Below are 20,219 nucleotides of genomic sequence, written 5' to 3' on the forward strand. Positions count from 1 at the left end.
TCCGGCAATTGTCAATCGCCCAAAATGCGGGTTGAAAAGCGACTTTGCAGTCATTTCTGTAGGAAAAAGGCGTGCTACGCGCAATGGCATGTATACACATTCATAGAATCAATCATTAGAAAAGTCGCCCTAATTCACCGCAGCCTGCGCGGAACAGGCTAAGCTGGCGAAACCACAGGGAAAGATGAACGCACTGGCGAGCGCCATGCGCGGGATCAGCCCGACCGAATTACCGGCCTGCCTGGCCAACCCCGCCCGACGATGTTGTCGGGCTTTTTATTGCGGACCTGTAGGAGCGAGCATGCTCGCGATGGTCGTTAACGATGACGCGGGCAAGCCCGCTCCCACATCAGGCCAACGCTTTGAGCGTCGCATCGATACGCTGCAAAACCTCGGCTTCGCCCTTCTCCCCCCAATACAAGGTGATCATCTGCTTGTCGGCTTCGACCTTGTACACGTTGGCCGGCAATTTTTCGAAATGATTGAGCAGCGCCTGATCGTCGCAGGGCTCCTGCCACTGATTGACCCATACACCCGGCGATTTCTGCCAGTAAACCCAGCAAGCCGGTTGGCTGCCACGACGGGGCCGATGGTACTGCGCACAGGGGTTTGGCGGCTCCGGGTGCAGCCAGTGCGGCCATTCCTGAGGCGCCAGTTGCATGGCCAATCCGATACGGCGTGCCTCCGTGCGCAGGGCGATTCGCCCACTCTGGGCGCGTGACGGTCGTAGCCATGCCAGAGGGCTCAAGACCACCAACAGGATTGACACCACTATCCAGACCGTCATATGTGTACACCCGATTCTTGATGAGCGCTTGAAGCCACTCTGAAAACAAAGCGCTTGAAACCAGCCATACTTACTCTTATTGCAGTTCTCAGGAGGAGCATCTCATGCCCTATGAACACATTCTGGTTGCGGTAGATCTCACAGAAGAGTGTGACCCTGTCATCAAGCGCGCTCGCGAGCTATCGGTGAGCAGTGGCGCGAAATTGTCCCTGGTGCACATCGTCGAACCGATGGCCATGGCGTTCGGCGGCGACGTGCCGATGGATCTTTCCCAATTGCAGCAGCAACAGTTCGATCAAGCCAAGGACCGTCTGGACCGGCTGATTGTGAAATATCCGGAAGTTTCCCGGGAATTCAGCCACCTGACCTACGGCCAGCCGCGCCAGGAAATTCACCACTTGGCCAAGGAGCAGGGTTGCGACCTCATCGTCGTGGGCAGCCATGGCCGGCATGGCCTGGCATTGCTGCTAGGCTCGACCGCCAATGACGTGTTGCACGGCGCACCTTGCGATGTGCTGGCGGTGCGCCTGGTCAAAAGCTGAAATCACGCTCCCTGTAGGAGCGAGCTTGCTCGCGATGGCGGTGTGTCAGGCAACTGATATGTCGATTGACACCGCTCTCGCGAGCAAGCTCGCTCCTACAGCACAGTGAACATCGCAAATCCGGCGTTCACCGCGCAGTCAATCAGGCATCCAGCTCCGCCCAACGCTCGACCATTACGTCGAGCTCGGCCTGCATCTGTTCCAGCTTGGCGATCACCGCAGCGGTCTCCGCAGCAGGACGCAGGTAGAAACCGGCATCCGCCATTTGCGCTTCAATGGCAGCGATCTGCTGTTCCATCGCTTCGATCTGGCCAGGCAACATTTCCAGCTCACGCTGCAACTTGTAGCTGAGTTTCTTCTTCGCCGCAGGCGCTTCGACCGATGCCTCAGCCGCAACCGGTGCCGGCTCCGCCTTGACCACCGCCGAATTCAGGTCAGCCTTGCCGGACTTGCTCTCGGTCACGCCCAGCAGGCGCGGCGAACCGCCCTGCCGCAGCCAGTCCTGGTAACCACCGACGTATTCACGAACCTTGCCTTCACCTTCGAACACCAGGGTGCTGGTGACCACGTTGTCGAGAAATGCCCGGTCGTGACTGACCATCAGTACGGTGCCGTTGAAGGTCAGCAGCACCTCCTCCAGCAGTTCGAGGGTTTCCACATCGAGGTCGTTGGTCGGTTCGTCGAGGACCAGCAGGTTGGCCGGTTTGCTGAACAGTTTGGCCAGCAACAGTCGGGCACGCTCACCACCGGACAACGCCTTGACCGGCGTACGCGCACGCTGGGGGCTGAACAGGAACTCACCGAGGTAGCTCAGCACATGACGGCTCTGACCGTCGATGTCGATGAAGTCGCGGCCTTCGGCGACGTTATCGATCACGGTTTTTTCCAGATCCAACTGATGGCGCAACTGGTCGAAGTAGGCGACATCGATCTTCGTGCCCTCCTCCACCTTGCCGCTGGTAGGCTGCAAGCCACTGAGCATCAGTTTCAGCAGCGTGGTCTTGCCGGTGCCGTTGGCGCCGAGCAGGCCGATACGGTCGCCACGTTGCAGCACCATGGAGAAATCGCGGATCAGGAACGGGCCGTCCGGGTGCGCAAAACTGACGTTCTCGAGCACCATGACCTGTTTGCCGGACTTCTCCGCGGTTTCCAGTTGAATGTTGGCCTTGCCGGTGCGCTCACGGCGTTCGCTACGCTCGACACGCAGGGCCTTCAGAGCACGAACGCGGCCCTCGTTACGGGTACGACGGGCCTTGATGCCTTGGCGGATCCACACCTCTTCCTGAGCCAGGCGCTTGTCGAACAGCGCATTGGCAGTAGCCTCCGCAGCCAGTTCGGCTTCCTTGTGCACGAGGAAACTGGCGTAGTCGCCGTTCCAGTCGATCAGGCCACCGCGGTCCAGTTCGAGGATACGGGTTGCCAGATTCTGCAGGAAGGAGCGGTCGTGCGTGATGAACAGCACGGCCCCCTGGAAATCCTTCAGTGCTTCTTCAAGCCAGGCGATCGCACCGATGTCCAGGTGGTTGGTGGGTTCGTCGAGCAGCAGCAGATCAGGCTCGGACACCAGGGCCTGGGCCAGCAGGACGCGACGACGCCAGCCGCCGGACAATTCGGCGAGGGTCTTGTCGGCCGGCAGTTGCAGGCGGCTGAGGGTGCTGTCGACCAGCGTTTGCAAACGCCAGCCGTCACGGGCTTCGAGGTCATGCTGGACGTGCATCAACTTGTCCAGATCGGCATCAGTGACGATGTTCTGGCTCAAGTGGTGATATTCGGCCAGCAGCGCGCCGACACCGTCCAGGCCCTCGGCCACCACGTCGAAGACGGTCCGCTCGTCGGCTACCGGCAATTCTTGCGGCAATTCGCCAATCTTGAGGCCGGGGGCACGCCAGACAGCGCCGTCATCGGGCTTCTGGTCGCCCTTGACGAGCTTCATCATGCTGGACTTGCCAGTGCCGTTGCGGCCGATGATGCACACCCGCTCACCACGGGCGATCTGCCAGGACACCTTGTCCAACAACGGCATAGCGCCGAAAGCAAGGGACACATCGCTGAATTTGAGCAGGGTCATGAGCTTCTCCAAAAACCGGGCGCGCATTCTACCTGAATCGAGGCTTCAGAAGGCCGGCAATTTCACCTGAGAGACACTCTGCGACACAAATGTTGCGAACTGATGCTGACGAGGCCGCAAAGCTTTCGCCCGCTGCTGGCAAAAGGCTAAGCTACAGATAATTCAGCGCGGGCGATGTCCGCGCTTGTCATGTTTTTTCTGCCCGGATGTCTCATGCGCAGTCGCCTTTTCAGTCTTTTATCCTGCTTGCTCCTCTCTGCCACTGCCGCTCAAACAGTCCAGGCGGTGGACCTGTCCACCCAACGCCAGTATTACGATGAAGCCAAACGCGCCCTGGCCAAGGGTGATACCGGCCCTTACTTTCGTTACAGCCAGGCACTGAGCACTTATCCGCTGGAGCCGTATCTGGCCTATGACGAGCTGACCGCACGCCTGAAAACGGCGAGCAACGCCGAGATCGAGAAATTTCTCGCCGAACATGGCGACCTGCCGCAGGCCAACTGGATGAAACTGCGCTGGTTGCGCTGGTTGGCCGAGCGCGGCGATTGGGCGACTTTCGTCAAATACTACGATCCCAAGCTCAACTTCACTGAACTGGACTGCCTGAACGCGCAATACCAGATCAGCCATAACCTCAAGTCCGAAGGCTACGCCAACGCCAACAAGCTTTGGCTGACCGGCAAATCGCAGCCCGCCGCTTGCGATGCGCTGTTCGGCATGTGGGCCGCCGAAGGCCAGTTGACGGAACAGAAACGCTGGGAGCGCACCAAGCTCGCCGCCCAGGCCCGCAATTACCCGCTGGCCAACAGCCTGGTCAACGGCCTGAGCACCCTCGCCCCACGCGGCCGCCTGCTGGTGGATGTGGCGCAGAAACCTGAACTGCTCAACCAGCCGTCGCGCTTCACCCCGGCGGACGAGCCAATGTCCGACATCGTCAGTCTCGGCCTGCGTCGCCTGGCCCGGCAGGACCCGGACAAGGCCATGGCATTGCTCGATGGCTATGCCAGCAGCATGCACTTTTCCCGCGATGAAAAAGTGGCGATCGCCCGGGAAATCGGCCTGACCCTCGCCCGGCGTTTCGACAGCCGCGCACTGGACGTGATGACCAAATACGACCCGGAACTGCGCGACAACACCGTGTCCGAATGGCGCCTTCGCCTGCTGTTGCGCCTGGCACGTTGGGACGACGCCTATCAGTTGACCCGCCGCCTGCCGCAGGACCTGGCGACCACCAACCGCTGGCGTTACTGGCAGGCACGCAGCCTGGAGCTCGCGCAGCCGCAGAACCCGGAAGCGCTGACCCTGTACAAGAACCTTGCTCGTGAACGCGACTTCTACGGCTTCCTCGCCGCCGACCGGTCACAACAGCCGTACTCGCTGGTCAACAAGCCGCTGGTGCTCAGCCAGGCACTGATGAACAAAGTGCGCAACACGCCCGGTGTGCGACGCGCCCTGGAGTTCCATGCACGCGGACAAATCGTCGATGGGCGTCGCGAGTGGTACCACGTCAGCCGGCACTTCAACCGTGACGAAATGGTCGCCCAGGCGAAACTGGCCTACGACCTGAAATGGTATTTCCCGGCGATCCGCACCATCAGCCAGGCGCAATACTGGGATGACCTGGACATTCGCTTCCCGATGGCCCACCGCGACACCTTGGTACGCGAAGCCAAGGTGCGTGGCCTGCATTCAAGCTGGGTGTTTGCCATCACTCGCCAGGAAAGCGCCTTCATGGACGACGCTCGTTCCAGCGTCGGCGCCAGCGGCCTGATGCAACTGATGCCCGGCACCGCCAAGGAGACCGCTCGCAAATTCAGCATTCCCCTGGCGTCGCCACAACAGGTGCTCGACCCGAACAAGAATATCCAGCTCGGCGCCGCCTACCTTAGCCAGGTGCACAGCCAGTTCAACGGCAACCGCGTCCTCGCCTCAGCCGCCTACAACGCAGGCCCCGGCCGCGTACGGCAGTGGCTGCGAGGCGCCGATCACCTGAGCTTCGACGTGTGGGTCGAAAGCATCCCGTTCGACGAAACGCGCCAGTATGTGCAGAACGTGCTGTCGTATTCGGTGATCTACGGCCAGAAGCTCAATTCACCACAACCGCTGGTGGATTGGCATGAGCGGTATTTTGATGACCAGTGAGCCGACTTGAGGCGCTGACAAAAATGCCCGCATTGAAAAATGCGGGCTTTTTTTTGCCGGATGTTCAATCCGCCTGGTGTAGCCGGATGCTTTTACTTGGTCGGTTACTTGGTCGATCTGTAGGAGCGAGCATGCTCGCGATGGCCGTGAACGATGACGCGGGATGCCTGGTACCCTGCGGTGTCTGGACGTTCATCGCGAGCAAGCTCGCTCCTACAGGGTGTTCGTGGCGTTAAATTGCAACGCCGCTAACCGCGCATACAACGCGTTACTGGCGATCAGTTCCTGGTGCGTGCCCACCGCCACCAGCCTGCCCTGATCCATCACAGCGATCCGGTCGGCGTTTTTCACGGTGGCCAGGCGGTGGGCGATGACCAGGGTGGTGCGGTTTTTCATCAGGCTTGGCAGGGCCTGCTGGATCAAGTGTTCGCTCTGGGCGTCGAGGGCGCTGGTGGCTTCGTCGAGCAGCAGGATGGGCGCGTCCACCAGCAATGCGCGGGCAATGGCCAGGCGTTGTCGCTGACCACCGGACAGACCGAGGCCGGCATCGCCCAGGTGGGTCTGGTAGCCTTGGGGCATTGCCTCGATGAAGTCGTGGGCGTAGGCAATTTTTGCGGCTTCCTTGACCTGTTCCAGCGTCGCCGTCGGGTTACCGTAGCGCAGGTTCTCTTCGATGCTGCCGAAAAACAGGGCCGGGGATTGCGAGACCAGGGCGAAGCAACGGCGCAAGTCGAGTGGGTCCAACTGGCTCAGTGGCACGCCGTCCAGCAGGATTCGCCCTTCGGCAGGGTCGTAGAAGCGCAGCAGCAGGTCATAGACCGTCGACTTGCCGGCGCCGGAAGGGCCGACCAGCGCGAGAGTTTCCCCAGCGTTCACCGTCAGGTTCAAGCCATCGATGGCGTAGCTTTCAGGGCGCGAGGGATAGGAAAAGCGCACGTCTTGCAGCACCAGATTGCCCGCGACGCGCTCGGGCAACGTTATCAGCCCCGTCGCCGGTGGCTGAATGATATTTTCAGAGCGCAGCAGCTCGGCGATCCGCTCGGCGGCGCCCGCCGCCCGTTGCAGCTCGCCGATCACTTCGCTCAGGGTGCCGAACGCGCTGCCGACGATCAGGCTATAGAAAACGAAAGCCGCCAGCTCGCCCGCGGAGATTCGTCCGGCCATCACGTCCATGCCGCCGACCCATAACATGACGCCAACCGCCCCCAGCACCAGCACGATCACCAGAGTAATGAGCCAGGCGCGCTGAAAAATCCGCTTGCGGGCGGTGTTGAACGCTTCTTCCACGGTCGCGGCAAATCGCTGCTCGTCCTGGACCTGGTGGTTGTAGGCTTGCACGGTTTTGATCTGGCCGAGGGTTTCGGACACATAACTGCCGATATCGGCGATTCGGTCCTGGCTCAGGCGCGACAGGCTGCGTACCCGTCGGCCGAATATAAGAATGGGTGCGATCACCAGCGGCAAGGCAACGACCACGATGCTGGTGAGTTTGGGGTTGGTGATGAACAGCAGCACGACCCCGCCGATCACCATCAACAGATTGCGCAAAAACAACGACAACGACGAACCGATCACCGATTGCAGTAGCGTCGTGTCGGCAGTCAACCGCGACTGGATCTCGGAACTGCGATTGTTTTCATAAAATCCCGGGTGCAGGTAAACCAGATGGCTGAATACCTGACGGCGAATGTCGGCCACCACCCGTTCGCCAATCCACGACACCAGGTAAAACCGCACGAACGTGCCGACCGCCAGACCCGCCACCAGCAACATGAAAAGGCCGATAGTCTGGTTGAGCAAGTGCGGTGACTGGGTCATGAAGCCTTGGTCCACCAACAACCGAATCCCCTGCCCCATGGACAAGGTAATGCCTGCGGTGACAATCAGCGCGAGCAAGGCGCCCAGGGATTGCCAGCGATAAGGCATGAGGAATCGACTGGCCAGGCGAATCGCACGACGGTGACGGGCAGAAAGCATCAGGATTTTCCAGTTCACAGAATAAAGGGACTGCTACCCCCTCTTAATGGGGGGAACTCTGTAAATCACAATGAGTCAGGTTAATTATGACCGTGATGACCCAACCCTAGGCGCTATCGATCTAAGCTATGGGGTAGTCATGTGCGGATATTTCTGTTGGACTGATATCGCCGCCTCGTGCAGACCGCAGGGAGTTGTCACAGCCCGGTCACCTGGCGGTTCTACAGTAGGCACACAACCTGATGAGGAGACAGGCCATGTCCTTGCAAAACAGCAGCAGCGACAAGATTCAAGTGATCCGCACGCAGCCGAACCAGTCTCTGGGTTGCTCGATCATTGACGAAAAAGGCCGCGAAGTACCAATCACCGAAGGGATGATCCAGGACGCCTGCCGCGAACTGGAAAAACGATTGGTCAAGCCTGCAAAACAAGACTGATAAGCCTGCGTCTTCCGGACCCGGCCCTGATGGCCGGGTTTTTTGTGGGCGAGCCTGCTCCCACAGGGGCTCCGGGACCTGAGAAACCTGTGGGAGCGGGCTTGCCCGCGATAGGGCCCACCCGATCTCTAGACCAGCGAAGCCCCCAACGCCAACACCATTGCCCGCAACGGCGGCGAATCCCCTTCGATCCGCACCTGCAACCCATCGATCTCCCGGCGTGGCGGATAGTTCTTGCGCAGCACATCGAACGCGGCGCGCTGCTCACCCACACTGCCCCCAAGGCTGCGGCGAAAATCCGCGTCATCTCGGCGCGGGTCGTAAACGCCCCGGCACATCATCGCCAACGCCCAGGCCGGGTCACTGTCAGCGCTCAATGTCACCTGCGACAACCAGGGCGGCGGCAGCAGCTCGCTGAGTTGGACCTGGGCCGGCTGCCCGAGAAAATCGCAGTAGGCCTGATAAATCTGCGCCGTGCCACGTTGCTTGCCGTCGAGGCTGTAGCCGGCAATGTGCGGAGTGGCCAACACGCAGAGCTCAGCCAGCGCGACATCGACCTCGGGCTCGGCTTCCCAGACGTCCAATACTGCTTGCAGGTCTTCGCGCTGCAGCAACACTTCGCGCAACGCGGCGTTATCCACCACCGGGCCACGGCTGGCGTTGATCAGCCAGGCGCCAGGCTTGAGCTGGTTCAAACGATTGCGATCGAACAGATGCCAGGTGGACTCCGCGCCCTGTTTCGTCAGCGGCGTGTGCAGGCTGATGACATCGCATTGTTCGATGATCTGCTCGAGACTGACGTAGTCGCCCGCTTCGCACGCCTGCCGTGGCGGGTCGCACACCAGCACCTTCCAGCCCAGCCCTTTCAACACCTCGATCAGCCGGCCACCGACCTCCCCCGCGCCGACCACGCCATAAGTGCGCTGGTTGAGGTCGACGCCTTCGATGTCGGCGAGGGTCAGCAAACTCCCCAGCACATAGTCGACCACCCCGCGAGCATTGCAACCGGGGGCGCTGGACCAGGTAATACCGGCCTGCTGGAAGTATTCGAGGTCCAGGTGATCAGTGCCAATGGTGCAGGTGCCGACGAAGCGAACGTTGCTGCCTTCGAGTAACGCGCGGTTGACGTTGGTCACCGAACGCACCAGCAGAACGTCAGCGTGTTCGACGGTGGCGCGGTCGATGGAGCGACCTGCAACGCGGCGGATTTCACCGAAGTGTTCGAAAAATGCATCGAGCAGCGGAATATTTTCGTCGGCAACGATCAGCATCGCAGGTTCCTTTGGCGGGTTGGCAGTTCGGGCATAAGCCATCGCGAAGCTCAGGCGAGCTTCTTGCGAATCCAGTAGAGGTAGGTACCGGCCTCTTCATGCTGGGCAACCAGTTCATGGTCGAGGAACACGCAAAACTTGGGGATGTCGCGACGCGTCGACGGATCCGTCGCGATCACCTTGAGCAGGCCGCCGGGTGCCAGGTCACGGATGTGCTGGTGCAGCATCATCACCGGCTCCGGACAGTTGAGACCCGTGGCGTCGAGGGTGCCGTCTACCGGCGTATCAAGCATTTCACTCATGGTTTACTCCTGAAGCTGGCCGGCATTGTCGCGCATTGGCGGGTATTCGGTCATCTGTGGCGTGACGCCATGATCCTCCTACAGGGACAGGCGGTGATGCATCAGCGGGATTTTGGCTTGGGCACGTCCAGACGGCGCAAATGGCAGGTCACTTCCTCGCGGTCGTGATACAGCTGCTTGCAGCCCACCTCAACCCGGATGCCGCGCGCCTTGAAGCCATCGGCGATGCGCTCCAGCAGTCGTTTCACTTCGGCATATCGCTGTTTCATCGGCAACTTGAGGTTGACCACCGCTTCGCGGCAATGGCCTTCACCAATCCACTCCTCCAGCATCGCCGCGTTGCGCGCGGGCTTCTCGACGATGTCGCAGACCATCCAGTCCACCGGTTGCCGTGGCTTGTAGGTAAAACCGTCGGCCATCAAATGTTGCACCAGGCCGGTGTCCATCAGGCTTTCGGCCATCGGGCCATTGTCGATGGCGGTCACCAGCATGCCGCGGTTAACCAGTTGCCAGGTCCAGCCGCCCGGCGCGGCCCCCAGGTCAACGCCGGTCATGTCGCTGTGCAAACGCTCATCCCATTGTTCGCGCGGGATGAAGTGATGCCAGGCTTCTTCCAGTTTCAGCGTCGAGCGACTCGGCGCCTCACGGGGGAATTTCAGGCGCGGGATACCCATCGGCCACATGGCCGAGTTGTTCGACTCGGCAAGGCCCATGAACACTTCGCGACCACTTTTGAAGGTCAGCAACAGACGCGGTTTCGCTGGATCATCCACCAACTTGCCCGCCGCGATCAGGGCCTTGCGCAGGTGCACTTCGAACTTTTTGCAGAAGTTCGACAAGGCCTTGCCGTCGTTGGTATCGACCATTTCCAGCCACAGGCTGCCACAGGGTGCAACATCCTCCAGGTGCGCGAGGATCACGCTGATACGGTCGGTTTCCGGCAGGTCGATGAAAACGCCCCGCGCCCATTGCCGAGGGAAAATCAGATCGCTGAAACGCAGGCCGCGCATCAGGCGTCGGGCGCCGTCTTCTTCGGTGCAGACAAATTCGGCGTAGGCGCTGGCGGCTTTCGCCTTGGCGTAACCGGCAACGTTGAGCAGAGCGGCATGTTCGGAAATCTCGGAACAGACTTCACCTTCGAAGCCCGGCCGGCAGTGCATGAAAAGGGTGTTCATTCTTACTCCTGGGCACGTGGCGAGACATTCGACCACTGCGCAATGCGAAGGCTGCGTTGAAGCAGAGCCTGTCACGAAAACCGGCGCATGATAGCCGAGTTCGCCACCCCGGACCCAGTCCACATCCTCGATATCCCTGGGTTTAGTGGCTTAACACCATCCGACGATTGAGGCGATCGATTCGAACGATCATGATGGTCATAGACTCTGAGTATCGTACCCACCGAGATGGCGCAAAGATCATCCGGTCATTCGCCTTACACAGCAAATAGAGCTAGGTTTAATGCTCTGCCCGTCCCCTCAGTCCGTAGCCGTGCGGACGCAAAGGAGTGATTGCAATGCCGTCCCTCGATAGCCTGAAAGCCCTCAAAACCCTGCAAGTCGACGACAAGACCTACCACTACTTCAGCTTGCCCGATGCGGCCAAAAGCCTCGGTGACCTGGATAAGTTACCGATGTCGTTGAAAGTGCTGCTGGAAAACCTGCTGCGCTGGGAAGACGAAAAAACCGTCACCGGTGCCGACCTGCGGGCCATTGCCGCCTGGCTCAAGGAGCGCCGCTCAGACCGGGAAATCCAGTACCGCCCGGCGCGCGTGCTCATGCAGGACTTCACCGGCGTTCCGGCCGTGGTCGACCTGGCGGCCATGCGCGCCGCCATGGCAAAGGCCGGCGGCAACCCGCAGCGCATCAATCCGTTATCGCCGGTAGACCTGGTGATCGACCACTCCGTGATGGTCGACAAGTTCGCCAGCCCCAGCGCTTTCGAACAGAACGTGGACATCGAAATGCAGCGCAATGGCGAACGCTACGCCTTTCTGCGCTGGGGCCAGAGCGCTTTCGATAACTTCAGCGTGGTACCGCCGGGCACCGGCATCTGCCACCAGGTCAACCTTGAATACCTTGGCCGCACCGTCTGGACCAAGGACGAAGACGACCGCACGTATGCGTTCCCCGACACGCTGGTGGGGACCGATTCCCACACCACCATGATCAATGGTCTTGGCGTACTCGGTTGGGGCGTCGGCGGCATCGAGGCGGAAGCGGCGATGCTCGGCCAACCGGTGTCAATGCTGATTCCCGAAGTGATCGGTTTCAAACTCACTGGCAAGCTCAAGGAAGGCATCACCGCCACCGACCTGGTGCTGACCGTCACGCAGATGCTGCGCAAGAAAGGTGTGGTCGGCAAGTTCGTCGAATTCTACGGCGACGGCTTGGCGGACCTGCCGCTGGCCGACCGTGCGACCATTGCCAACATGGCTCCGGAATACGGCGCCACCTGCGGCTTTTTCCCGGTGGATGAAGTCACGCTGGACTACCTGCGCCTCTCCGGCCGACCACCGGAAACCGTGAAACTGGTCGAGGCCTACAGCAAGGCCCAGGGCTTGTGGCGCCTGCCGGGCAAGGAACCGGTGTTCACCGACAGCCTGGCGTTGGACATGGCCAGCGTCGAAGCCAGCCTTGCCGGGCCGAAACGCCCGCAAGACCGGGTGGCACTGCCCAAGGTCGCGCAGGCATTCAGCGATTTCCTGGGCCTGACCCTCAAACCCACCAGCAAGGAAGAAGGCCGCCTGGAAAGCGAGGGCGGTGGTGGCGTGGCGGTGGGCAATGCCGACATGGCCGGAGAAGTGGACTATGAATTCGAAGGCACGACTCACCGGCTGAAAAACGGCGCAGTGGTGATTGCCGCCATCACATCCTGCACGAACACCTCCAACCCGAGCGTAATGATGGCCGCTGGCCTGGTGGCGAAAAAAGCGGTGGAGAAAGGCCTCAAGCGCAAGCCCTGGGTGAAAAGCTCCCTGGCGCCTGGCTCCAAAGTGGTGACCGACTACTATAAGGCGGCCGGTTTGACCCCCTACCTCGACCAATTGGGATTCGACCTGGTTGGCTACGGCTGCACCACGTGTATCGGTAACTCCGGGCCGCTGCCGGAACCGATCGAAAAAGCCATCCAGAACGCCGACTTGACCGTCGCCTCCGTGCTGTCGGGCAACCGCAACTTCGAAGGCCGGGTGCATCCGCTGGTGAAAACCAACTGGCTGGCCTCCCCGCCGCTGGTGGTCGCCTATGCGTTGGCCGGTACGGTGCGCATGGACATCAGCAGCGAACCGTTGGGCAACGGCAAGGACGGCAAGCCGGTTTACCTGCGGGACATCTGGCCAAGCACCCAGGAAATTGCCGACGCGGTGAACCAGGTCAACACGGCGATGTTCCACAAGGAATACGCCGAAGTGTTCGCCGGCGACGAACAATGGCAAGCCATCGAAGTACCCCAAGCGGCGACCTATGTCTGGCAGGATGATTCGACCTATATCCAGCATCCGCCGTTTTTCGACGATATCGGCGGCCCACCTCCGGCGGTCGGGGACGTCACGGGTGCCCGCGTTCTCGCGTTGCTGGGCGACTCGGTCACCACCGACCATATTTCCCCGGCGGGTAACATCAAGGCCGACAGCCCGGCTGGACGCTACCTGCGCGAGAAAGGCGTGGAGCCTCGCGACTTCAACTCCTACGGTTCCCGGCGCGGTAACCATGAGGTGATGATGCGTGGCACATTCGCCAACATCCGTATTCGCAACGAGATGCTCGGCGGCGAGGAAGGTGGCAATACGATCTACATTCCCACCGGGGAACGCATGGCGATCTACGATGCCGCCATGCGTTACCAGGCCACGGCAACGCCACTGGTGGTGATTGCCGGCCAGGAATACGGCACCGGATCGAGCCGTGACTGGGCAGCCAAGGGCACCAACCTGTTGGGAGTGAAGGCTGTCATCGCCGAAAGCTTCGAACGCATCCACCGCTCCAACCTGGTCGGCATGGGCGTGTTGCCGCTGCAATTCAAGCTGGACCAAAACCGCAAGAGTTTGAATCTGACCGGCAAGGAAACCCTGGACATCCTCGGTCTTTCCGGCGAGGAACTGACCCCGCGGATGAACCTGACGCTGGTCATCACCCGCGAAAACGGCAGCCGCGAGAAAGTCGAGGTGTTGTGCCGGATCGATACGCTCAATGAGGTCGAGTACTTCAAGTCGGGGGGGATTCTGCATTACGTACTGCGCCAGTTGATCGCGTCCTGATCAGCCTGGGTGGGGGTTGTGCCTTGGTCAATCCCCACGCAGATTCAGAGATCTGTCTCGCGCGGCTTGTGGGCGTTTCACGCAAGAGCCCTGGGCCAGATTCCTGCAGATAATCGCCAATCAACCCGCCATGACTTTCGGCAACTGCCATCCAAAATGAACCGAAAGCAGGCGCAGCAGCAAACAGGCTGCGCCCGCCAAAAACGCCGCAGCCACAGGCGGCAGGCCCAGGCGCCTGCTGATGATCAAGGTGGCGGCACCCACGAACGCCGAACTCGCATACAGGTCAGCCTGCAGCACCATCGGCACCCGCGCCAGTACGATGTCGCGCAACACCCCGCCACCTACGCCCGTGATCGTGCCCATGAGCATTGCCACAAACGGCGTGATGCCAAAGTTGAGCGCCTTCTGCGCCCCTGCCACGGCAAACAAGGCCAGTCCCGCTGCATCCAGTACGATGAGGGTCGAGCCGGACCAGCCCAGTACGTGCTCATGAAAAATGAATGCCAGCGCGCCCATCGAAAACGCCAGCGCTGGATAGCGCCAGTCTCTGATGGCATTGGGTGGCGTTGCGCCTATCAGCAAATCGCGGGTGACACCACCGCCCAGGGCGACGATGAACGAGATCACCATCACACCCAGCAGGTCGAGGTCGCTGCGCATTGCGGTAATCGCGCCTTCGATTGCAAATACCGCCGTACCGGCAAGGTCGGCGGCCAGCACGATTTTCTCGACCCGGGACCTCACTTAAAGCAGTGCCAAACGTGCTGTCCGCCACCGGGCAACGCGTTTATGCCCACATAGGCACTCGCCAGGCACTGATCCCGACCACACGAACAAGAATGACAGCCCACACGTATTCACTCCCGACTCAAGCTTCAGCGACCCAATCAGAGCGTCATCGGGCCATTGCAACGCCCGACCGATACGACGATAGAAGAAAAACTCAAGGCGGTGTGTTTATTTACCCGGCCTTTATAATCGCCGCATTTTTATCGGACCTGCCACCCTGCAGGCGCGCACGCAATTTTGGACACAAGGACACCCCCAATGCCCACTGCCCCGCCATGGACATATCTGATTCTGCTCACCCTCGGTTACGGCCTGGCCCTGACCTACGGCCAACTCGGCTGGCTGGCGGGCATCACGGTCCTGACCCTGGTGATCGCCGGTTACGCCGCCCGACAGCCGCATATCGGCGTCGGCCGTCCCCTGGGACACGCCTTGTTCGTGTGCACGGCGCTGGCGCTGGCGATGCACTGGCTTCCCGGCTTCCATAATGGAAGAGGCATCCCGACACAACGTTTTACCGACGATGCCGTGCCGTTTTCCATGTACCTGAACCTCGACAAACCGCTGATTGGCGTCTGGCTCTTGCTGGTCTGCCCGTGGATCGTCGCTGGCCGCTCACTGCGCCCGGCCCTGCTGGGCACGCTGCTGGGCCTGATGGTGAGTGGTGTGCTGGCGCTGGGTGGCGCCGTGGCGCTGGGTGTGGTCGGCTGGGCGCCGAAATGGCCCGACCAGGCCTGGTTATGGCTGCTCAACAACCTGCTGCTGGTGACGTTGGTGGAAGAAGCCCTGTTTCGCGGTTATATCCAGGGCGGACTGAGCCGTGTCTTCAACCGCCTGCCACAGGGCGAAAACCTCGCCCTGCTGCTCGCCGCCCTGCTGTTTGGCCTTTCCCACCTGGGCGCGGGTTGGCAATGGGTGCTGCTGGCAACCCTGGCAGGCATCGGCTATGGCCTGGCTTACCGATTCGGCGGTTTGGCCGCGGCAATAGCCACGCACCTGGGTCTGAACCTGCTGCATTTCGGCTTGTTCACGTACCCGATGCTCGCCGGCTGACAGCGCTGGCTGGCTCGGCGCAGGTGCCAATATTAAAAATTAATTTCAGTTAATCGCAGGAGGTGCCGACAACACTGGAAAGCCTTGCGGACTTAAATTGCCATGCGTAACAACCAGCCCATTACTCAAAGCGAGCGGACCTTCCCGTCTCAGCAACGGTTGATTTCTACAACCGATACCAAGGGCGTGATCACCTACTGCAACGATGCGTTCGTCGAAATCAGCGGCTATTCCCGCGACGAATTGATCCGTGCACCGCATAACCTGGTGCGTCACCCCGACGTGCCGGCTGCAGTGTTTGCGCATATGTGGGGCACGCTCAAACAAGGCTTACCCTGGATGGGTATCGTCAAGAATCGCTGTAAAAGCGGTGACTACTACTGGGTTAACGCCTACGTCACCCCGGTGTACGAGGGCAATCAGGTCATTGGCTACGAATCGGTAAGGGTCAAGCCCACGGCCGAGCAGATCCAGCGTGCCAAGGCGCTTTATCAGCGCATCAACCAGGGCAAGTCGGCGATTCCTTCCTCCGACAAGTGGCTGCCGGTGCTACAGGACTGGCTGCCCTTCATCCTGGTCAGCCAACTGAGCTTCCTGATCGGCGCCTCGCTCAATTCCCATTGGGGTTTTGCCCTGGCCGCGGGCCTGTCCGTGCCGCTGGGCCTGCTCGGCTTGAGCTGGCAACAGCGTGGCCTGAAGCGCCTGCTGCGCCTGGCGGAACAGACCACCTCCGACCCGCTGATTGCGCAGATGTACACCGACAGCCGTGGCGCCCAGGCGCGCCTGGAAATGTCCATCCTCAGCCAGGAAGCTCGTCTTCGCACCTGCCTGACCCGTCTGCAGGACACTGCCGAGCACTTGACCGAACAAGCCCGGCAGTCCGACTCCCTGGCGCACGACAGTTCAACCGGCCTGGAGCGCCAGCGCCTCGAGACCGAGCAGGTGGCCACCGCGGTCAATCAGATGGCCGCCACCACCCAGGAAGTGGCCAGTCACGTGCAACGCACCGCCGACGCCACCCAGGAAGCCAATCGCCTGACGGGGCGCGGTCGCGATATCGCCGGGGAAACCCGGGATGCGATCCAGCGTCTGTCCGAGGTGGTGGGTGAGACCGGCCTGACCGTGACTCAACTGGCCAAGGACAGCGACGAAATCGGTGGCGTGGTCGATGTGATCAAAGGCATCGCCGACCAGACCAACCTGCTGGCCCTGAACGCCGCCATCGAAGCGGCGCGCGCCGGGGAAATGGGACGCGGATTCGCCGTGGTGGCAGACGAAGTCCGTCAATTGGCGCAGCGCACCAGCGAATCCACCGGGCAGATCCACGCCCTGATCGCCAAGCTGCAACAGACCGCCAACTCCGCCGTGCAGACCATGGACGCCGGTCATCGCCAGGCTGAAGAAGGCGTGGCACGCGTACTGGAAGCAGACCAGGCCCTGGTCGGGATCAGCGAAGCGGTGGCCAACATCACCGACATGACCACGCAGATCGCCGCCGCCACCGAAGAGCAGAACTCGGTGGCCGAAGAGATCAGCCGCAACATCAGCAACATCTCACACCTGGCGGACCAGACCTCGGAACAGGCGCAGAACTCGGCGCTGCTCAGTGAGGAACTGATCAAGACGGCGAATACCCAGTATTCGCTGGTGGAGCGGTTTAACCGCTGAGTGCCGCGGGAAAAACAAAGCCCGGACAGTGAGTGCTGTCCGGGCTTTTTTATTGGCTGTCCTGGCCTCTTCGCGGGCAAGTCCAGGCCACAAATATCCTAAAGCAGAAACCCCGCCACCCTCTGCGCCGCAGCCGCCAGATGCTGCTCATGGGTAAACCCGGACGCCTTCAACGGCTTCAAGTCATGATCCCCCGCCACCAGCCAGCAGATCTCGATACTCGGCGATAACCCATACCCCTCAACCGCCTCCCGATTTCCCAACGCATCGCGCTCGCCCTGGACAATCAACGTGCGCGTCTGCAACCCCGCCAGATGTTCGACCCGTGGTTTCTCCGGTTTGCCCACCGCGTAAAACGGATACCCCAGGCACACCAGCGCATCGGCGCCGAGTTCATCGGCCAATAGACTGGCCATTCGCCCGCCCATGGACTTGCCGCCAATGGCCAGCCGCCCAGCGACATGGCGTCGCACCACCGCATAGACCTCACGCCAGCACTCCAGCAGCCTGGGCGCGGGGTTCGGGGGACGCTTGCCACCATCGACACGCCGTTGGGCCATGTAGGGAAACTCGAAACGCAACACGTTGACCCCAAGCGCGGCAAGGCGCACGGCCATGTCAGTCATCCAGTCGCTGTCCATCGACGCACCGGCGCCATGGGCAAGAATCAGCGTCGCGGACGGCGCCGAACCCTTTACAGCCGCTGCATTCCATAACCATCCCTGTTCGTCCAGGCACCGCGCCCATTGATCCCCGTCAATACTGGCCTTGTGCTCTTTGTCCATGCTTGCCTCGCTTTTAGTCTGCCTATAACTCCAGTCGAAGGGTGCGTCTGCCTTGCGCGAACGTTTTTCCTTGGGCTGAACCGTGGATGGGGAACCATGAACACTTCTATCAGTACCGCCTACAACTACAAGGTGGTCCGCCAATTCGCCATTATGACGGTGGTGTGGGGCATCGTCGGCATGGGGCTCGGGGTTTTTCTCGCGGCTCAATTGGTCTGGCCCGAACTCAACTTCAACTTGCCGTGGACCAGCTTCGGGCGTTTGCGCCCTCTGCACACTAACGCTGTGATCTTCGCATTCGGCGGCTGCGCCCTGTTCGCCAGTTCGTTCTACTCGGTGCAACGCACCTGCCAAACCCAATTGTTTGCGCCGAAAATCGCCGCATTCTGCTTCTGGGGCTGGCAACTGGTGATCCTGCTGGCGGCAATCAGCCTGCCACTGGGCTACACCAGTTCCAAGGAATACGCCGAGCTGGAATGGCCGATCGACATTCTGATCACCATTGTGTGGGTCGCTTACGCCATCGTGTTTTTCGGCACCGTGGCCAAGCGCAACACCAAGCACATCTATGTCGGTAACTGGTTCTTCGGCGGGTTCATCCTTACCGTTGCCATCCTGCACATCGTCAACAACCTTGAGTTGCCGGTGAGCTTCACCAAGTCCTACTCGCTGTACGCCGGTGCGACTGATGCCATGGTGCAATGGTGGTACGGCCACAACGCCGTGGGCTTCTTCCTCACCGCAGGCTTCCTGGGGATGATGTACTACTTCGTGCCGAAACAGGCCGAGCGCCCGGTGTATTCGTATCGCCTCTCGATCGTGCACTTCTGGGCACTGATCACCCTGTACATCTGGGCCGGTCCTCACCACTTGCACTACACCGCGCTGCCGGACTGGGCACAGTCGCTGGGCATGGTGATGTCGCTGATCCTGCTGGCGCCAAGCTGGGGCGGCATGATCAACGGCATGATGACCCTGTCGGGTGCCTGGCATAAGTTGCGCAGCGACCCGATCCTGCGTTTCCTCGTTGTGTCCCTGGCGTTCTACGGCATGTCGACCTTCGAAGGTCCGATGATGGCGATCAAGACGGTCAACGCCCTCTCCCACTACACCGACTGGACCATTGGCCACGTACACGCCGGCGCTCTTGGCTGGGTAGCGATGATTTCCATCGGCGCGCTGTACCACATGATCCCGAAAGTCTTCGGTCGTGAGCAGATGCACAGCATCGGTCTGATCAATGCGCACTTCTGGCTGGCGACCATCGGCACCGTGCTGTACATCGCGTCGATGTGGGTCAACGGCATCGCCCAAGGCCTGATGTGGCGCGCAGTCAACGAAGACGGCACGCTGACTTACTCCTTCGTCGAAACCCTGGTGGCCAGCCACCCAGGCTTCATCGTGCGACTGGTAGGCGGGGCAATCTTCCTCTTCGGCATGCTCTTGATGGCATACAACACCTGGCGCACCGTGCGGGCCTCGCAGCCTGCTGACGTCGTTGCCGCCGCGCAAATGGCCTGAGGAGTCCGCCATGAAACACGAAACGATTGAAAAGAACGTCGGCCTGCTGATGCTGCTGATGGTGTTCGCGGTGAGCATCGGCGGTCTGACCCAGATCGTCCCACTGTTCTTCCAGGACGTGACCAACAAGCCGGTGGAAGGAATGAAGCCCTACACCGCGCTGCAACTGGAAGGCCGCGACATCTACATCCGCGAAGGTTGCGTCGGCTGCCACTCGCAGATGATCCGTCCGTTCCGCGCCGAGACCGAACGCTACGGTCACTACTCGGTTGCCGGTGAAAGCGTCTGGGACCATCCGTTCCTGTGGGGCTCCAAGCGTACCGGTCCGGACCTGGCCCGCGTAGGCGCCCGCTACTCGGATGACTGGCACCGCGCGCACTTGTACAACCCTCGCAACGTGGTGCCCGAGTCGAAGATGCCGGCCTACCCATGGCTGGTTGCCAATCAACTCGACAGCAGCCACACCGAAGCGAAGATCAAGGCCATGCGTACCCTTGGCGTGCCGTACACCGACGCCGACATTGCCGGCGCCACCGAATCGCTCAAAGGCAAATCCGAAATGGATGCCCTGGTTGCCTACCTGCAAGTGCTCGGCACTGCCATCAAGAGCAAGAGGTGA

The 20,219-nt window shown here is 60.9% G+C and carries 16 protein-coding genes; 8 read left to right on the plus strand and 8 right to left on the minus strand.

The genetic code is table 11. The features are described from left to right. Positions 1 to 349: 349 nt before the first annotated feature. Entirely contained in the window at positions 350 to 787 is a 438-nt protein-coding gene (locus tag AB4N33_RS12635) for a hypothetical protein (RefSeq protein WP_476457455.1), read from the minus strand. 104 nt (positions 788 to 891) lie between these two features. Between AB4N33_RS12635 and AB4N33_RS12640 the strand changes: the two genes are divergently transcribed. After that, positions 892 to 1,329 carry a universal stress protein gene (locus AB4N33_RS12640; protein WP_460116882.1) on the plus strand — a complete coding sequence of 146 codons (438 nt, stop codon included), beginning with the start codon at positions 892 to 894 and terminating at the stop codon, positions 1,327 to 1,329. 142 nt (positions 1,330 to 1,471) lie between these two features. Here AB4N33_RS12640 and AB4N33_RS12645 read toward each other — a convergent pair whose 3' ends face one another. Beyond that, a complete protein-coding gene (locus AB4N33_RS12645) occupies positions 1,472 to 3,397 on the minus strand; it encodes an ATP-binding cassette domain-containing protein (protein ID WP_476457456.1) in 1,926 nt (641 codons plus the stop codon). Positions 3,398 to 3,610: 213 nt separating this feature from the next. On the opposite strand from AB4N33_RS12645, the gene AB4N33_RS12650 reads away from it, so the two are divergent. Then, entirely contained in the window at positions 3,611 to 5,539 is a 1,929-nt protein-coding gene (locus AB4N33_RS12650; protein WP_460139821.1) for a transglycosylase SLT domain-containing protein, read from the plus strand. 213 nt (positions 5,540 to 5,752) lie between these two features. On the opposite strand, the gene AB4N33_RS12655 is transcribed toward AB4N33_RS12650, so the two are convergent. Continuing rightward, a complete protein-coding gene (locus AB4N33_RS12655) occupies positions 5,753 to 7,516 on the minus strand; it encodes an ABC transporter transmembrane domain-containing protein (protein ID WP_476457457.1) in 1,764 nt (587 codons plus the stop codon). 257 nt (positions 7,517 to 7,773) lie between these two features. On the opposite strand from AB4N33_RS12655, the gene AB4N33_RS12660 reads away from it, so the two are divergent. Then, a complete protein-coding gene (locus AB4N33_RS12660) occupies positions 7,774 to 7,953 on the plus strand; it encodes a PA1571 family protein (RefSeq protein ID WP_192301840.1) in 180 nt (59 codons plus the stop codon). A 128-nt stretch (positions 7,954 to 8,081) separates the two neighbouring features. Here the strand turns inward: AB4N33_RS12660 and pdxB are convergent, their stop codons facing one another. The 3 genes from pdxB to rlmM all read right to left on the minus strand — a co-directional run bounded on the left by pdxB (position 8,082) and on the right by rlmM (position 10,701). Next, positions 8,082 to 9,224: a 4-phosphoerythronate dehydrogenase PdxB gene (gene pdxB / locus AB4N33_RS12665; protein ID WP_460116887.1), complete on the minus strand. Its 1,143-nt coding sequence runs from the start codon at positions 9,222 to 9,224 to the stop codon at positions 8,082 to 8,084. Between the two features lie 50 nt (positions 9,225 to 9,274). Further along, on the minus strand, positions 9,275 to 9,526 hold the full coding sequence (gene tusA, locus AB4N33_RS12670) for a sulfurtransferase TusA (protein ID WP_054054315.1): 252 nt from the start codon (positions 9,524 to 9,526) through the stop codon (positions 9,275 to 9,277). Positions 9,527 to 9,627: 101 nt separating this feature from the next. After that, positions 9,628 to 10,701 carry a 23S rRNA (cytidine(2498)-2'-O)-methyltransferase RlmM gene (gene rlmM / locus AB4N33_RS12675; protein ID WP_476457458.1) on the minus strand — a complete coding sequence of 358 codons (1,074 nt, stop codon included), beginning with the start codon at positions 10,699 to 10,701 and terminating at the stop codon, positions 9,628 to 9,630. A 338-nt stretch (positions 10,702 to 11,039) separates the two neighbouring features. Between rlmM and acnA the strand changes: the two genes are divergently transcribed. Then, positions 11,040 to 13,781: an aconitate hydratase AcnA gene (acnA, locus tag AB4N33_RS12680; RefSeq protein ID WP_476457459.1), complete on the plus strand. Its 2,742-nt coding sequence runs from the start codon at positions 11,040 to 11,042 to the stop codon at positions 13,779 to 13,781. Between the two features lie 120 nt (positions 13,782 to 13,901). On the opposite strand, the gene AB4N33_RS12685 is transcribed toward acnA, so the two are convergent. Then, positions 13,902 to 14,528, minus strand: coding sequence for a trimeric intracellular cation channel family protein (locus tag AB4N33_RS12685; protein WP_476457460.1), 627 nt, complete (start codon positions 14,526 to 14,528; stop codon positions 13,902 to 13,904). Positions 14,529 to 14,831: 303 nt separating this feature from the next. On the opposite strand from AB4N33_RS12685, the gene AB4N33_RS12690 reads away from it, so the two are divergent. Further along, the gene (locus tag AB4N33_RS12690) at positions 14,832 to 15,626 is read left to right on the plus strand and encodes a lysostaphin resistance A-like protein (RefSeq protein ID WP_476457461.1); all 795 of its coding nucleotides are present in this window, start codon (positions 14,832 to 14,834) and stop codon (positions 15,624 to 15,626) included. 102 nt (positions 15,627 to 15,728) lie between these two features. Then, positions 15,729 to 17,294: a methyl-accepting chemotaxis protein gene (locus tag AB4N33_RS12695; protein WP_460116895.1), complete on the plus strand. Its 1,566-nt coding sequence runs from the start codon at positions 15,729 to 15,731 to the stop codon at positions 17,292 to 17,294. 98 nt (positions 17,295 to 17,392) lie between these two features. On the opposite strand, the gene AB4N33_RS12700 is transcribed toward AB4N33_RS12695, so the two are convergent. Beyond that, positions 17,393 to 18,079 carry an alpha/beta family hydrolase gene (locus AB4N33_RS12700; RefSeq protein WP_476457462.1) on the minus strand — a complete coding sequence of 229 codons (687 nt, stop codon included), beginning with the start codon at positions 18,077 to 18,079 and terminating at the stop codon, positions 17,393 to 17,395. A 96-nt stretch (positions 18,080 to 18,175) separates the two neighbouring features. On the opposite strand from AB4N33_RS12700, the gene ccoN reads away from it, so the two are divergent. Both ccoN and ccoO read left to right on the plus strand, forming a co-directional pair. Beyond that, positions 18,176 to 19,600 carry a cytochrome-c oxidase, cbb3-type subunit I gene (ccoN, locus tag AB4N33_RS12705; RefSeq protein WP_460116899.1) on the plus strand — a complete coding sequence of 475 codons (1,425 nt, stop codon included), beginning with the start codon at positions 18,176 to 18,178 and terminating at the stop codon, positions 19,598 to 19,600. Positions 19,601 to 19,610: 10 nt separating this feature from the next. Then, on the plus strand, positions 19,611 to 20,219 hold the full coding sequence (gene ccoO / locus AB4N33_RS12710) for a cytochrome-c oxidase, cbb3-type subunit II (protein ID WP_192301849.1): 609 nt from the start codon (positions 19,611 to 19,613) through the stop codon (positions 20,217 to 20,219).

Source organism: Pseudomonas sp. S1_E05 (genome assembly GCF_056337105.1).